The sequence below is a fragment of the Methylobacter sp. genome (genome assembly GCF_023227905.1).
Classification (GTDB): Bacteria; Pseudomonadota; Gammaproteobacteria; order Methylococcales; family Methylomonadaceae; genus Methylobacter_A.
This window is the reverse complement of the sequence record NZ_JALOCF010000015.1, coordinates 75,794-91,636: the sequence shown is the minus strand read 5'-3', so window position 1 is coordinate 91,636 and position 15,843 is coordinate 75,794. Positions and strand designations below refer to the sequence as shown.

Here is a 15,843-nt window from a genome sequence, read left to right as displayed (position 1 = left end):
AATGATGTGTCAACACTTTTCCGGACACGCGGTTAAGCAGCTTTGTGCTGCAATTCATAGTCTACAGGCGACATATAGCCATTGGCAGAATGAAGGCGTTCGCGATTGTAAAAGACTTCAATATACTCAAATACAGCGTGTCTAGCCTCAGCTCGGGTTTGATAGGTCTGATGATGTATCAGCTCGGTTTTCAAGGTATGAAAGAAACTTTCCGAAACCGCATTATCCCAACAGTTGCCTTTACGGCTCATGCTCTGCCGGATACCGTGCTGTTTTAATAGCGCTCGGTGACTGTCCGAAGCATATTGACTGCCTCGGTCGCTATGCCACAACAAGCCTTTTTCGGGTTTCCGTTTCCAAATGGCCATCAGTAGCGCGTCGTTCACCAGTTTAGTCCGCATATGCTCCGCCATTGACCAACCGACCACTTGACGGGAATACAGATCAATCACCACGGCCAAATACAGCCAGCCCTCCTGAGTATGGATATAGGTGATGTCGCCGGCATAAGCCTGATTGGGTTGGCCCACTATGAATTGACGATCCAGATGGTTGGGCGCAATCGGCTGGTCATGCTTGGAATTCGTTGTAGCCTTGAATTTACGCTTGGTTTTACAAACCAACTCGGCTTCCCGCATCAATCGGCCTATCCGTCGTCGACTGACTACCCGATCTCGGTTTAATAACGATTTTTGGAGTCGTCGGGTTCCATAGGTAGCGCGACTCTTCTTGAACACGCTCTGGATAATAGCCGTCAGTTCTATATCATCCGTTTCAATCGTGGTTTGAACGCGATGCCGCCAATCATAATAGGCACTTCGGGAAACCTGCATCAATCGACACATCGAATCAATTGGAAATTCGGTCGTATGCTGTTTGATCCAGGCGTACTTCACCGTTGCTCCTTGGCGAAGTACGCTGCCGCCTTTTTTAACAAATCGCGCTCCTCAGTCAGTCGGGCATTTTCTTTCTTTAGGCGCTTTAATTCTTCATAGAGATGTTCGTCAGTTCGCACAGCTTTATCGCTCTCTTTGGGGCGGCTATATTTTGCTATCCAAGTATGTAGAGTATTAACATTAATACCAAGGTCTTTGGCGACTTGGGCGATGGGTTTATCTGATTCATTCGCCAGCTTAACCGCTGAGGCTCTGAATTCGGCTGTATAGGTTTTGGGTTTTTCTCGGTTCATTTGGGACCACACTCTTTTCAGGGTATTTTAAAATGTGTGTCCGGATTAGTGTAGCCACATCAGAACTGAACTATGTATAGTTGCACAGCCACTTCGCGCCCCGAACCTTGTGCGATGTTGCATTGGACAGATCGCCGCTACACATAGTTTCAGTGCCTGAAGGAACAGCATCGGTGCATCATCGGGTGGGTAATAGAGTTCCTTTTCGTGTCGGGTTCATGGAACCTCACCAGCGCCTTGTCCTTCATCATCAGGTTAACCATCAATAAAATGACGGTGGGAAGAATTCCTTGCTATCTCCTGATAGTGGGTGGATTTCCACTTCAGTACAATGGCAAAACTAATTCAAGAAAAGCAGCTTTCATTTTCCCAGTAGACCAATGAAATAAAGCTTCGCAATCAGCAGCTATCTTTGTACTACACATAGTTCAGTCCTACACATAGGGGGCGATAGTGCCAGTTCGCCGCTCCCACAAGTTGACATTCATTACTGGGGTATGATCTTGCCCCGATCTAGCGGGCACTTGGTTAAGAGAGTAATCTCTAAAACCGAGGTAAACAATGCCCCCCCCAAAAAAAAAGGACGGCCTGGCTCACCAAGAATTACTCGGCGACGCCAAGAGGAAGGTCAATCAGCCAGTCAGCACCGAGCCGCCAAAATCATGCGCATCAACGGTTGGAGAGCGAAAGCGGCTAGAAAATACAAAGCCACCACGAACAGCAATCACTCATTACCTGTTGCACCCAATCAAAAATGGGTTTCGGATATAACCACTATTGGGACGGAACAAGGCTGTTTGTATTTGGCAGTTGTGCTTGAGCTTTATTCGCGCCGAGTGATGGGTTGGGCAATCGCCGAACGCATGACGGCATCGTTGGTGTGTGATGCCCTGGTAATGGCGTTATGGCGTTATGGCGTCAGCGCATGCCGAAAGCCGTCATTGTTCATTCTGATCGAGGCAGCCAGTATTGCTCAGCCGCCTACCAAAGGCTTTTCGACAAGCACCCATTGATCTGTAGTATGAGCAAGAAAGGTGATTGTTATGATAACGCGGCCATGGAAAGCTGGAACCATAGTTTTAACGTTGAAGCTGTTCATGGCGAGCGGTTTTTAACTCGATCCGATGCAAAGTATCAAGTGTTTGAATAGTTTGAGGTGTATTACAATCGCAAAAGGCTTCACTCCAAATTAGGCTATCTCAGCCCAGAAGCGTTTGAGGCCAAAATAGTCTCTTTGCAAAGTGTCCAGAAAATCGGGGCAAGATCATGCCTTACAAGTTAATTCAAAAATAAATTTTGTCAGTCAAGGTCGTTTTATGACATGATTAATTTATTAATGCAGCAGCGCTTTTCCGTTTGCGTGATTGTCCTCACATCCAGCTAATAACAATTAAGAATCGGCAAACCCATCTCATGAACTGGATAAAAAACTGGATATACGGTAACGAGCCCCCCGCTAAACAGGCAACACCACAGCCATCCAAAGAAAACCTGCAAACCCGTCATTTACGGGACGGCTTGGCCTTTGTCAAACAACAGAAAAACTGTCTAGCCAGTAACGAAGTGCCTGCTAAAAAAGCGGCACCGCAACAAGACCCGCAAGCCCGTTATTTGCGAGACACCTTGGCCTTTGCCAAACAACAACGTGACGAGTTGCACCATAAACAGAATGAACATGAACGCTGGCAGCGGCACTATGGATCACTGCACGTTGACGAACTAAAAAAACTCAGCGGCACAGAGTTTGAAGATTACCTAGCTGAGCTATTTAAAAGCCAATGTTATCAAGTAGAAATGACCCCATTAACCGGCGATTACGGTGCAGACCTGATCTTGCATAAAGACCAACAGCGTACCGCCGTACAGGCCAAATGCTACGCCGGCAGCGTCGGCGTTGCTGCCGTGCAAGAGGCTTTGTCCGGTATGGCCTATTATCGCTGTCATAGCGCGTGGGTTGTTACCACCGGCAGTTACACATCCAACGCGATTGAACTTGCCAGGCAATCCAACGTGTATCTGATCGGCCAAAAGGAACTTGGCAAACTGATTCTGCAAATGCAAAACGGTAGATAAATCACTATGGCCGATCAACTACCGCTAATAACAGACAATCGCAATCTCGATACATCTGCAAAGTCTTCAACCAGTTTGATTGGCCGTGGTTTAAGCACAATTCAATCTAAAGCGATCTTTACAGCTAAAACTAAGCTGGATGTCCGCTATCGACAGGCGCGGGAAATATATAACCGAATAACATTTTTCGGCTGGAGTATCGGGATGCTTAACGAGGAACTACTCGACTCACATAAGCAACTTGATATTTTTGAAGATAATCTAATGTTCTATTCTGAGGACCTGCAACGAGTTCATGTATTTAAGGAATTCCAAAAACTCGCAGACTTAGATTATGGCCAAGCTTATTTCCCTTTGTCTAGGCTGTATTTTCAAAGAAAAGGATTAAGCAAACCGATCAGGCGAAATAAATATCATATTTACAGAGATCTCGCGTTTGATTGGTGTTTTGATAATCGAGATATTGTTAATCCTGATTCATGGACTGATTTAGGTTGGATGCTTTACAGCGCGGGTTTGGGCGATGTTGAAAAAGGTATATTTTGGCTCCAAAAAGCAGCAGACCACGGGCATATAGGTGCACAAACGGAACTTGGCCATATTTACTTCTGTGGATATGTAATAGAACAGGACTACAAACAAGCTGAGTTCTGGTTTCTAAAAGCTGCTGAATTGGGGGGAGCAGTAGCGCAAAATTTCATGGGTGATATTTACAGTAATGGGATAGGCGTCGAGCAAAATGATGAAAAAGCCGTATTCTGGTATTTAAAATCGGCAGCCCAGGGGTGGACTAACGGGCAATGCAACATAGCCTCAATGTATGCAGATGGAAGAGGTGTGGAGTGTGATAAGGCAAAAGCGGTCTACTGGTATTCCAAAGCTGCGGAATGCGGATACAATAAAGCGCGCGAAGCGCTTCTAAAGCTTGGTGTCAATTGGAGGGATGAATAATAATGCTCCCTGAACAAGAAGAACTCAATCGGCTCGAATCCGAACAATCAAATCTCGAAGAACAAGTCGCTAGTGCCGAGTTGACGTTAGAAACTCTCAAAGCTGAAACTGCCCAGTTTCAGCATCGCTTTTATCATACCGTTGGTAGACTTTATGCCGAACTGGATTCCGTAGCTGCACAAATCGCTAGAGCCGAAGCAGGATTGGACCCAGATAATCTAGAATTCCAAGCACAGGCTGAAGCAGCCGAACAGCAAGCGCAAAAATCCGCAGAAGAAGCCGGTTTAGCCGAAAAACAAGTTGAACCACCCGAAATCACTCCAGAATTAAAGCAAGCCTTTCGGCAGGCCGCTAAATTGATGCACCCGGATCGGGCCACAAGCGATTCAGAACGCGAACGTCGCACCACAATGATGGCCCAAGTCAATGTTGCTTACGCAAATGGCGATCAGGCGGCTATTGAAAAACTGATGATAGAGTTTGGACAAGACCCTGAAGCTATACTCGGTGAGGATGTTGCCGCGCGTTTAGTTAAAGCAATTCGACGGATAGCTCAACTTCGTCTCCGCTTGCAAGAAGCCGAGGAAGAAATTGGTGGACTGAAAGCTGGCGAGACTTACGAGTTAATGACCACAGTCGCCGAAACCGAAGCCTTGGGTGGTGATCCTTTGGGCGATTTAGCTAAGCAAATCATGCGACAGATTTCGGAAAGGAAAATTGAAGTGGAAATGATTCGGCAGCGTAGGGCGGCGACGGCTGGATAAATGACGCTTTTCCCAATGTCATTTTGTATTTTATTTTTTCACACTAAATGAGTTTCCCGTTACGGTTATTTTTTTATCCTCCGTCCCCTTAGTAGATAAAAAACTGCAACTTGTCACAAACTATTAGGGGGAATGCCCATACCCTTTTGTATTTTGACCGGCGGCAATTCCGGGGGTACCCCCTCAACCATACCCCCCTTATTATTTTTCGATTATTAAAAAAGAGTAGGCACCCCATCACCCAAATCCATCGTAATTCGGAAACCGTGCCCTTGCCGCGATATTGCATTGTTCAACGGCGTTTTCTGCTTTAACCGATAAACGCTCAAAAGTGCGCCAATGCATACCTTTGGGTTTTGGGCCTGTTCCGTTGCTAAAACCCCTCGGCCAGTCCAGACTGTCTCGGGTTCCATGAGCCTTTTTTGCCAAACGCTCGTGCCGCTCCTGATGCTGGGTTTGATAGTTGAGATTGAGACAACGCCGACAGGCAAAACGCGAATCGCCCGCGTAGAGGGTGGCTACTCTTTTTCCGCAACAGCAGCGGAACCAATAACGGTATCCACCAAAATGGCAGGGGGTTGCTACTAGCATTACCGATTGCGTCTGTTTTTTGTAAAACAAAGTCAGTGCTTCAGCATTGACCTGCACAGCGACTTTGTCTAAAGATTCGTTTCCGCACATTCGCTGCCATGTAAAAAAGTTGCCGGGAACCAAAAGATTTTCTCCCAGAAACCTTCGCACATCGATACAGAGGTACTCTTCAATCACGTTTTTCATGTTAACCCCTTCTGCAATTCCGAAATCATTAGCCAAATTTAACGTCGATAGACGCGTATAGAATAGATTCGATGTTAAGTATGCCGCATTTACCAACCCGCAAAAAATACGGGTTTAAAAACTGTACAAAATTCATAATTGATTTTATCTTGAAAATATTTATCCTCTTTTGCATGCAGTTATTGGCGTGGGTTATGCGTAAATGGAGGTTAAAATGGTTAAAACAGTTAGTCCTAACCCAATATTACAAGCTGTCACTGACAAATCATCCTTGGTCGAATAGAAATACCCACTCTAACTGTTCTAACCGTTCAAAATTATTTTTTTATGACGGACCAAAGCTGCCGACCACTCTTAACAAGCCCTTTTTGAATGACCAAGCCGTTTACTGGTCGCCCTTCATTTCGGCGCATGAAAGCGGCAATAGCTCGACTGTTAGGCTGATTCCCCCCGCTAATATCCATGAGTAATTCATTGGGTATTGAACTGTCGGTGCTGTCAGATTTGAACTTAGCATCCTCCATAACATCAGCGACAGTTTTCTCCTGATTTTTATAGGCCTTGTGCCAAGAATTTAAATACGCCTCAAGCCGCCCTAGTTCGGGGTCGTTTTCATAGGATTGTTCAAGCAAGTTAACCGGATCACCAAGCTCTGGAACCGAACCATAAATCAAATCAAAATTGTGGCGGCTCAACCATAAAACACACTGTCGGATAGTGCTGTCCCATTCTTCAAAACTTCCGACTGAATCAGTGGATATTCGTGGACTACCTGCCGCAATATAAGCACTCAGTATCGTTAACCCTGTCGTGCGGTATTTAAGCCAGTTCTCACGTACTCGCGCCACTGGGTTAAACGGAAACGATAGCCTTGAGGGTCTTTCCGTACCGTGGTCAATCCTTGATACGATAACGCGCCGACACAAATCTTTTATCACCGTTAAATTATTCCCGGTTACTAAAAATAAAGTGCGTGTGCTGAGGTTTAAGTTTTCGGAAACGCCAAGTTTGCGATCTTCGTAACTTTCTCCAGTCAGAATCGAGCAAAGAGTATCGGAGTCGAGCATGCCGTTAAGGTTGTCTATGAGCACACTCGACCGGCCAGCCAACAACGCCGCTGTTAATCGTTTGCGTTGTTCTTCAGGCTCGTTAGACCATGGCATTTCTGATGGTTCGTTTCCACTGAGCCAGCTGATTGCTTTTGCCAAGTAAGATTTTCCCGATCCTGGTACATGGGCATTAAACCCAAATGCCGGAGCTGTCGGCAGAACGGGCCTTTGTATCGCCGTGAGCATAGCCGCTAACGCTCCAGCTGAATCATCAGCTCCTACAAATGGAAAATGCTCGAACGGTTCCCAAAGCGTCCGAAAGGCCAGGAAAAGCTCATTCTCAGTCGGATTACGTGGTACTGTATAAAACTGCCCCACATTATGTTGCGTCAATACCAAGCCCGTTTTATGGTCAAAACCGGGAGTATCCAATAACGTGCCATCAGCTCGAAAGATTGGCCCTTTGAGAAGCCCTGAAAGTTCAGGCTCCTGCCATGCACCACGATTGTGAAGGTAACGCGTCGCCAACTCCGATGGTGAGTCGCAGGGCGTGTACTCTTTTTTCCGAGCATCAAACCGTAAAAAACTGATATTTTCCTCAATATGATTTTTTAGCCACGGCTGTGTAACTGCCAAGATTCCGCCATCGGCTATACGAACCAACATCCCGCCACGTTGGAAAGTTTCACCCCCCATGGCAATGATGCTTGAGGTTTCACCCAAGGCGCGGGGCAACTCTCCTCCAGCAACTTTGAGTGTCGTTGTTTGACGATAAAGCGTATAAGTCGCACCTCCGTGAGCATGACTGTAAAGATAAGGCTTTCCCCCCGATTTCAGGTTCAACCAACCCACGTTCGAACCGCCGTTGTAATCCGGTTCGAGAGGGTCTTTTAAATATTCGTTATGCCACTTGTCCGAATTGTCCATGATTTCGCCTACTGAAACCCGCGAACCGTCTTTGGTAATCAGCTCATAATCGGCATACAGTCTCCGCTGTAATACAGCCTTTTCCAGAATCAATCGTTTGCTTTCTCGGTCTTTTTCACCAACAATACCTTCCAAGCGCTGAGCAATCCATTTTTCGCGAACTGCGTGCTGCTCCAGCTTTATTTTCTCTCGTTGTGCGTCTCGAATATCAACAAGCCGCTCACTTTCATCGTCACTCAGGTTGGAAATTGATGATGTATTAAACGGCTCACCATCAGCGTTAAAAATTTGCGGTAGCGGTCGCCTCTGTTCGATCTGTTCACATTCGGCAATATATGCGCCTGCTGCAAAGTCAAAACGCTCTGGCTGCCAAACTGAGGCATCCAGTAAAGAGCGCGATAACAAAGTTCCTGATTTTGAACAGATGTAAAACCCGTGTCCGTTTAGCCATAACCGATCATATAAAACTTGTCCGAACCTCGGAATGTCTCGACCATCGGCAACCATGATGTAGACGCGAACACCTCCTGCGCCTTTCAAAGATTCCCCTGTTTCTTTGTGATAAATATGCGAACTTGCACTGTGCCATAAAATCATCGGCGCATCAGTCAGCTCCGGTATCACCTCGCACAAGGTCGAACGCACCTGTTCAGGGGTTAACACAATGGCTCCGGGTGCCGGATCGTAGTCACCAAAAAAAACAGCAGTACCTTTCGGCCAATCAAAACACTCTCGTGAGCGTGTAATAGCGCCAATGTTTTTGGCATCTACCTTCCGTCGTTTTGACATTACCCGGCCTGAGTCGGTTGCTGGTCTGCCATAACAATGCGCTTCATTCTTTTGGAGCGTCGGTAAAGACTCTGCAAATGCTGTAACGCTGTTAAAAGTCAATATCTCGAATGTGCCTTCGACTAATTGTCCCGCGTTGTTTTTTTGTAATGTTCCATCTGGTAATAACGTGTACGACTTGCATAGTCGGTCTGAGGTTGTTGCTGATATTTTTGTAACTACCATGCCACAATTCACCACCTTGATGTTATCCCGCTCCATATTAACCACCATTTTTGCTGTTTTGCGCCTCAACCCAGGCAAAGAACTTGGCTTCATTAATTAGCACCTTGCGTCCGATTCGGACTATCGCGCCAGAATTAGCAAGGCCGTTTGAATGTTCATTGAAGATCAAAGAACGAAGTCCGCCAAGAGTGAAAGCGAGGTGTTTTGTTGTGAATTGATTTATTGTTGATAAAACTGGCATCTTAATATGTCCGAAAATCGCCGCAACATTGCGGCTGAACATATTTAAGCCCCTGATTTTTCCCGATTCTTCAACCGGGAAAACTGGGAACATAGCAGGGAACGTTATAGGGAATTTTTCCTGTTTTTTGCTCTTGACAGTGTTTTGTTATGGCACGTTCTTGAATGCGCCTACTTTGTTTAGAATCGTCTTTTTTTTCATTTCGCCGGTTGTTCCTTTGCTGGTTTCCCACCTGATACCCGCATCCTTTCCCGCGCTGTAATGCTCTATAATCGGACTTCCCTGTACTCCCTTGTATTTTTTCAGCTTACCAAAAAAAGCCGTCCCGCCCGGCTTGAGTTCTTTTTCCCATGTTTCCCGCAACCATAGGGTTAGTTCGCGCTCAGACACTTGTTTTGTGTTTTCTGTTTCTGTGAATGGTGTCGTTTTCTTTAGTTTATTTAGCTTTTCTCCGTACAAATAAGTGACGAATTCCGGTATTTTATAACCATCATATCTTGCTCTAGCAATTCCCCACTCAAGAACAGCAAGCGGTTTTAAATACTTTTTACCTTCAAGCTCGAACGTATCTATTTCACCCGCAATAAGACAGCTTTCAAGAATTTTACTGAAATGTTGAAAATAATCGGCAGCATCTTCATTAAAGGCATAAGGGTCAATGCCTGATAGAACTTGAGCCGCTTGGTCGCATGTCCATGCTTCTAAATCTTCTGGGGATGGATTTACACAAAGGCGAGCTTGTATTTGTTCACGATAAGGGGAGGATGGAAAATCAAGGCTAGGATCGCGCATTGTATCTTCTCTTTAATTTAAATGCTTTGGGTTATCCGAAAATCTTAGCGTTCATGCTGGCAACCACGTTGCTTACATGACCATCAGATAAGTGAGCATAGCGTTTCACCATGGCTAAAGTCTTATGCCCCAACACTTCGGCTATTTCTGCCAAGGAAGCTCCGTTCATGGCTAGATAGGACGCAGTGCAGTGTCGTAAATCATGCCAGTGAAAATCATTGATTCCAGCTTCTTTAAGGGCAGTCTCGAAAGGTTTTCTTAACTCGATGGGTTTGTTTGAGTGAACATTTCCGGGAAACAATAAATCGGTATCAAGTCGCCGAATCTTGGCATGTTCACGTAACAGCTCCAAACCACGTCCGGCTAAAGGAACGCGCCGCCGATCGCCGTTTTTGGTTTCGTGCAGAATTAGAAAGCCATCCTTTAAATTAACATCTGACCATTTCAGTCCCATCAATTCACCTTGGCGCATTCCGCTGGACAAGGCCAAAATGACGCATAAATAAAGCTGTTTGTTGCTGGACGCTTGGCAAGCCGTTAAAAACCGTTCGCGCTCATCGTCATCAAGAAAGCGAACGCGCCCTCGTGATTCCGTGGGTTTTTTCACTTTTTTCATCGGCGAATCTTCCAGCCATTCCCACTCATTCACACAGGCCGAATAAGCGGCGCTTAAGGCCGCCATATAGCGAACCACGCTGGCGGGTGTACGCACCTTGCCTCGGCTGCCGGGTTCTGTCAGTAATTTGTCACGACATTGAACAATGACCGTCGGTGTAATATCAGCCAAGGTGTGTGCGCCAATTTCGGCCTTGAACCAGTTAAGCTGTGTTATTTGATTGTTTCTCAGCTTTTCCGTTTTACCGGGCAATACATCTTTAATGTACCTGTCCACCAAATCGGCTAAGGTATGCTTTTTGGCTTCGGAGGTTTTGAAATGTCGGCCTTCCCTGATCGCGCTCTCGGTGTCTTGAACCCATCTCTTGGCATCAGTAAGCCGTTTAAAAGTCGCTGTTTGTGTGGGATAGCCTTTCAGCCGGATTTTGACCCGATAAGAGGTGTCGCCGCTGTCGGTGGTGCGCTTTTCAATACTTGCCATAATTGCTCCCATGGGACAGCAATTGGCCTCTTGATATAATGTTTTCAGCCATTGCCTAACCCTGCTCGTTAAGTGGTGGTTAGGGTTTGGCAGTGTTGGTAGCACTGCCAAGCCCGTTTTTTTTATGTCAATGACATGCTACAGCAACGCATAAAAAACAGCAACAACTGATAGATAATCAGATGTTCTTCATGTGGAAATGCAATAAAAACAATATAGTAAAAACTATTATTTTGTTATGGGGGCGTTTAAGGGGCAATTTAAATTAAAAACGACTTGAATTTGGTTGTTTCTACCTAATGCTAGGAAGTGTTAAATTTAGGCTAACTGTCTTTTGGTAGAGTCTGCGCAAACCCAGAATCACTCTTTAACCTAGATGTAGTATTTGCCTTCGATGATGGGCAATATCGGCTTGCTGCTCAAAGAAGGCTGAGAGATATTTTTGAATTACGGTAACGCCCGAGCTGGGCGTCTGGCTGGTGTTAGTTGCGATGCGGGATTTAACTGATTATTAAGACCGCCGAACCATTACATGAACTGAGTGGTCTGATATTGACAATGGGGATTTGTTTTATAAGATAGCTGCTCAAGAAGCACTGTCAGTAATTTGAAATGATGTAGAGGAGTAATATTGGCAAGAGCATCTACTATATCTATTAGAGAATGTTTTGATAACTCTATTGGATTATTTATAGTTACTGTAGTGCCATTTTGATGGATTACAGCGTTGTGTAGGGCTGATAAGCCAATGAGTAAAGCGACAATTGAATTTTCATAATTTCTTATGTTCAATATGTCACTAGGTAATTGACTTTTTTTGAAAGATTCAAGAATAGGTTTTTCGGCAACAAAGTATGAGATAAAGTTGGCAACCTTTTTAAAAGCACTAGCTTCGCTTAAACCATCATTATGCGGAAAATCACGCCTAATTCCTTCAACTATTGTCTCTATTTTTTGAACATCTATCGAAATGCCTTCCTCTATACATAACTTTGAGGCTATTCCCTCAATAAATACCAATATTGATACGACATCTTCATTAGGTACATCGTTAAAAAGTATTTTCATTTCTTACTAAAATCCATATCTTAAACAAAATAAAGCTCCATAAAGGAGCTTTATTTTGTTTTTATTTTTGTTATTATTTTATGCAAAAAGTGCTTTTAGGCTTTCTGCTGAAGATTGTCCAAGTGTTTCTATTTCTGAAAAGTCAGTGACTGTACGCAATTCACCTTTAGCATTTGATGAGACAAAAGAAGGGGTTTTTGCTTTAATGTTGGTCTTCTCTCCAACCACTGATCGGCTAGGACTCGACAAATGTTCAAATTCTATTTCGTTATTTGAAATTATCATGCTCTTTCTCCAATTCTGTTTCGCCTTATCATAATCACACTCAAAGTATAGGGGCTATTATATTTTTTTTTGGGTCTAAATTTTACCAAAAATAAAAACTTAAAGTGAAATAATTTATCAAATGACACAGTAAGCGCTACATATCGATGTTTTGTTTTGTCTGCCTACTAGATATAGCTAAAAAATTTTTATTAGCTACGCAAGAAGTGCAAGAAATAGGATGAACTCTTACGGTAATTATCTGTCGCTAACAATTTTACTTATCGATGACCAGATGGCAAGGACTATTTTAACATTTGTTTTTCTAAGGTGAGCTTGATGACATAAAAAACGGGCATGAGAAATGTGATTAGATAGCGTCGCGTTTGTTGGAATCTTGGTCTATTGTGTTGTGATTTGTTATCCTTGGTTGTCCCATTAGTGCCCCTCAGGCAATAAAAAAGGCCTTAGGTTTGCACCTAAGGCCTTGATATTCTTGGAGCTGGCGATGGGAATCGAACCCGCGACCGGCTGATTACAAATCAGCTGCTCTACCGACTGAGCTACACCAGCGAAGAAGCGCGTATTATACACAACAATTTTGTCTTGGCTAGTATTTTTTTGGCTTTCTTTTTGCGTTGTTTTTATTGACCGACTGCGGCTTGCTTTTTCCCGGATGGATGTTGTCCAGTCCAGTATATTTGGTTTTAAAGCGCTGGATTTTTTCCGGCGTGTCAACCGTGCCTTTGGGTTGAAAGCTTGGGATCAAATGCTGCTTGCCATTGCCGATTAAATCGCTACGGCCCATGTCTTTTAATGCTTCGCGTAACAGCGGCCAGTTTTTGGGATCGTGATAGCGTAGGAAAGCTTTGTGCAAACGGCGCTGCTTGACGCTTTTCGGTATCGGGATGTCGGCTACGGTGCGGCTGATTTTATGCAGCGTGTCTTTGCCGGAATGATACATCGCGGTAGCAATGGACATTGGCGAAGGCAAGAATGCCTGCACTTGATCGGCCCTGAAACCGTTGCGCTTCAACCATAGCGCCAAGTTGAGCATGTCTTTATCGGTGGTTCCTGGATGCGCGGCGATAAAGTACGGGATCAGGTATTGCTCTTTCCCGGCTTCCTTGGAGTACTTGTCGAACATGTCCTTGAAGCGGTCGTAAGTGCCCATGCCCGGCTTCATCATTTTGGACAACACGCTTTGTTCGGTGTGTTCCGGGGCGATTTTAAGGTAGCCGCCGACATGATGAGTGACCAGTTCCTTGACGTATTCCGGCGATTCCACGGCCAGGTCGTAACGCAAACCTGAGGCGATAAAGATTTTCTTGATGCCGGGCAAGGCGCGGGCTCTGCGGTAGAGCTTGATCAGCGGGGTATGGTCGGTGTTCAGGTTTGGGCAAATGCCGGGATAAACACAGGACGGCTTGCGGCAGGCGGCCTCAATTTTGGGGTCTTTGCAGGCCAAGCGGTACATGTTGGCGGTAGGGCCGCCCAAGTCGGAAATATGGCCGGTAAACGCGGGCGAGGTGTCGCGGATGGCTTCGATTTCTTTGATGATCGAATCTTCCGAGCGGCTTTGGATGATGCGCCCTTCATGCTCGGTAATCGAACAAAAAGTGCAGCCGCCGAAACAGCCGCGCATGATGTTGACCGAATGCTGGATCATTTCAAAGGCGGGCACGTTGGCGTTGCCGTATTCCTTATGCGGCACGCGGGAGTAGGGCAGGTCGAACACACCGTCCATTTCTTTGGTGGTTAGCGGGATTGGCGGCGGATTGATCCATACTTGCCGCGTGCCGTGCAGCTGAATCAACGGGCGCGCATTGCCGGGGTTGGTTTCCCCGTGCATGACTCGCGAGGCATGGGCGTAGAGTATCGGATCGTCTTTTACTGCTTCATAAGCGGGCAGGCGGATGACGGTTTGTGAGCGCTGGTTTCTGAGCAGCGATTTATCAAAATGAATGACTTTTTCGTCTGTATCACTTTGTTCCGGTTTTTTATCGCAAGCAGGCTGTTCCTGATAAGGGTCGACAGGTACCATCGTTGCGCCGGGTTTATCAACATCGGTGGAGTCTTTAACCGCCCAGCCTTCCGGTATTTGTTTAACAAAATGAACCGTGCCGCGTATGCCTTTCAGTTCTGATATGGCTTCGCCGTTAGCCAAGCGATGGGCGATTTCCACGACTTGGCGCTCGGCATTGCCGTAAACCAGCAGGTCAGCCTTGGAATCAAGTAGTACGGATTTTCTAACCTTATCCGACCAGTAATCATAATGCGCGATGCGCCGTAAGCTGGCTTCGATGCCGCCGATGATAATCGGCACGTCCTTGTAAGCCTCGCGGCAGCGGTGAGAGTAGACGTTGACAGCGCGGTCAGGGCGTTTGCCTGCTGCGCCGTCAGGAGTATAAGCATCGTTGGAGCGGATTTTTTTATCCGAGGTGTAACGATTGACCATCGAATCCATATTGCCGCCGGTCACGCCGAAAAACAGCCTGGGGCGGCCCAGCTTGCCGAAGTCCTTAGCGCTGGTCCAGTCCGGTTGGGAGATGATACCGACCCTGAATCCCTGTGCCTCAAGCAGTCGTCCAATCAGCGCCATGCCAAAGCTCGGGTGGTCGATATAGGCATCGCCGGTCACTAAAATCACATCGCAGGCATCCCAGCCGAGTTCGTCCATTTCAGCCTTGCTCATCGGTAAAACCGGGGCGGTGCCAAAGCGTTGCGCCCAGTATTTCCGGTAGCTAAAAAGGTTAGGTTCAGTTTGTAAGGCGGTAGACATTATTTTTGTATCGAGTTGTTGATGACGCTGGAGTTGTGCTTGGCTATCTCTTTTAAATAAGAGATAAATTCAATCTGGTAAAGCTGCTCAAGGATAATGGCCCGGGTTCTTAAATCTTTCATGGAGTAGAGCGGAGCCCCTTCATTAAAGGCCAGACCGATGATGTTGCCGCGGTCCGGAACGGGGAGAAACAGGATGCGCCAGTCGAAAGTCTGTCCCAGCCACAGGGCGACCTGCCGGAACTCTGGGTTGCTAACGCCGCCCCAAAGATTGATGACCAGCATGCCGTCTTTTTTTAACAGCATTTTACAGGCGTCAAAAAAGGCATGGTTACTGATTGATGACGCCATGCCTTCATGGTCGAAGGCATCAACAAACATCAGGCTGTATTGCTCGGCTTGGCTGTCGGTTCGTTGGCGGACATATTTTGCGCCGTCATCGATGATCACTTTCAGGCGCGGGTCGAGGGGCAGACCGAAATGGCTGCGTGCGATCTTGACTACGCTTTCCCTGTATTCCACGATTCTCAAGCGGCAGTCCGGGAAATGGTGCAGCAAATGCTTGGTCAGGGAGCCGCCGCCCAAGCCGATAATCAAAGCCTCGTCGTCAAGCGTGGGCTTGAACAACATCCAGCTGGTCATGGCGCGGACATAATTCAGGTACAGTTTATCCGGTTCGGCCAGCAGCATGCTGCTTTGCCGGGGAAACGAGCCAAAGTGCAGCGATCTGACGCCGTCACGCTCGACCACTTCTAAAATGCCGTCATCATCGTGACTTTCATAGATGACACGGCCTTCATATCTATACATAAACGCAGTCAGTTTTTAAAGATTGGCTAAACATTATACAGCAGATA

The 15,843-nt window shown here is 46.2% G+C and carries 13 protein-coding genes, 1 tRNA gene and 1 pseudogene; 4 read left to right on the top strand and 11 right to left on the bottom strand.

The features are described from left to right. Positions 1 to 32 precede the first annotated feature (32 nt). Positions 33 to 1,189, bottom strand: a protein-coding gene (locus M0R47_RS08535; protein WP_292553115.1) for an IS3 family transposase whose coding sequence is annotated in 2 segments (ribosomal slippage) — positions 33 to 919 and positions 919 to 1,189 — 1,158 coding nt in all. Because the reading frame shifts where the segments join, the coding sequence is not laid out codon by codon here. Between the two features lie 683 nt (positions 1,190 to 1,872). Here M0R47_RS08535 and M0R47_RS08530 point away from each other — a divergent pair. The 4 genes and pseudogenes from M0R47_RS08530 to M0R47_RS08515 all read left to right on the top strand — a co-directional run. Then, positions 1,873 to 2,471 (top strand): annotated as a pseudogene (locus M0R47_RS08530) (IS3 family transposase); the annotation flags it as partial. A gap of 131 nt (positions 2,472 to 2,602) precedes the next feature. Further along, complete coding sequence (locus M0R47_RS08525; protein WP_292553113.1) at positions 2,603 to 3,262, top strand: restriction endonuclease; 660 nt, start codon at positions 2,603 to 2,605, stop codon at positions 3,260 to 3,262. 6 nt (positions 3,263 to 3,268) lie between these two features. Next, on the top strand, positions 3,269 to 4,213 hold the full coding sequence (locus tag M0R47_RS08520) for a hypothetical protein (RefSeq protein ID WP_292553111.1): 945 nt from the start codon (positions 3,269 to 3,271) through the stop codon (positions 4,211 to 4,213). Positions 4,214 to 4,215: 2 nt separating this feature from the next. Continuing rightward, entirely contained in the window at positions 4,216 to 4,977 is a 762-nt protein-coding gene (locus tag M0R47_RS08515; protein WP_292553109.1) for a J domain-containing protein, read from the top strand. 237 nt (positions 4,978 to 5,214) lie between these two features. Here the strand turns inward: M0R47_RS08515 and M0R47_RS08510 are convergent, their stop codons facing one another. The 10 genes from M0R47_RS08510 to M0R47_RS08465 all read right to left on the bottom strand — a co-directional run bounded on the left by M0R47_RS08510 (position 5,215) and on the right by M0R47_RS08465 (position 15,796). Continuing rightward, positions 5,215 to 5,790, bottom strand: a complete 576-nt coding sequence (locus M0R47_RS08510; RefSeq protein WP_292553107.1) for a hypothetical protein — start codon at positions 5,788 to 5,790, stop codon at positions 5,215 to 5,217. Positions 5,791 to 6,071: 281 nt separating this feature from the next. After that, positions 6,072 to 8,837 carry a hypothetical protein gene (locus tag M0R47_RS08505; RefSeq protein WP_292553105.1) on the bottom strand — a complete coding sequence of 922 codons (2,766 nt, stop codon included), beginning with the start codon at positions 8,835 to 8,837 and terminating at the stop codon, positions 6,072 to 6,074. Next, positions 8,782 to 9,027, bottom strand: a complete 246-nt coding sequence (locus tag M0R47_RS08500; protein ID WP_292553103.1) for a hypothetical protein — start codon at positions 9,025 to 9,027, stop codon at positions 8,782 to 8,784. The genes M0R47_RS08505 and M0R47_RS08500 overlap by 56 nt, the downstream gene beginning before the upstream one ends. Before the next feature lie 105 nt (positions 9,028 to 9,132). Next, positions 9,133 to 9,777, bottom strand: a complete 645-nt coding sequence (locus M0R47_RS08495; RefSeq protein WP_292553101.1) for a hypothetical protein — start codon at positions 9,775 to 9,777, stop codon at positions 9,133 to 9,135. A gap of 31 nt (positions 9,778 to 9,808) precedes the next feature. Beyond that, on the bottom strand, positions 9,809 to 10,873 hold the full coding sequence (locus tag M0R47_RS08490; RefSeq protein ID WP_292553099.1) for a site-specific integrase: 1,065 nt from the start codon (positions 10,871 to 10,873) through the stop codon (positions 9,809 to 9,811). Positions 10,874 to 11,401: 528 nt separating this feature from the next. After that, on the bottom strand, positions 11,402 to 11,941 hold the full coding sequence (locus M0R47_RS08485) for a hypothetical protein (RefSeq protein WP_292553097.1): 540 nt from the start codon (positions 11,939 to 11,941) through the stop codon (positions 11,402 to 11,404). A gap of 78 nt (positions 11,942 to 12,019) precedes the next feature. Beyond that, positions 12,020 to 12,226, bottom strand: coding sequence for a hypothetical protein (locus M0R47_RS08480; RefSeq protein ID WP_292553095.1), 207 nt, complete (start codon positions 12,224 to 12,226; stop codon positions 12,020 to 12,022). Between the two features lie 476 nt (positions 12,227 to 12,702). Continuing rightward, positions 12,703 to 12,778: transfer RNA gene (locus M0R47_RS08475), tRNA-Thr, on the bottom strand. Between the two features lie 37 nt (positions 12,779 to 12,815). Next, positions 12,816 to 14,987 (bottom strand): YgiQ family radical SAM protein, encoded by a 2,172-nt coding sequence (locus tag M0R47_RS08470; protein ID WP_292553093.1) that lies wholly within the window; start codon positions 14,985 to 14,987, stop codon positions 12,816 to 12,818. Continuing rightward, on the bottom strand, positions 14,987 to 15,796 hold the full coding sequence (locus M0R47_RS08465; protein ID WP_292553091.1) for a spermine synthase: 810 nt from the start codon (positions 15,794 to 15,796) through the stop codon (positions 14,987 to 14,989). The genes M0R47_RS08470 and M0R47_RS08465 overlap by 1 nt, the downstream gene beginning before the upstream one ends. Positions 15,797 to 15,843: the final 47 nt, after the last annotated feature.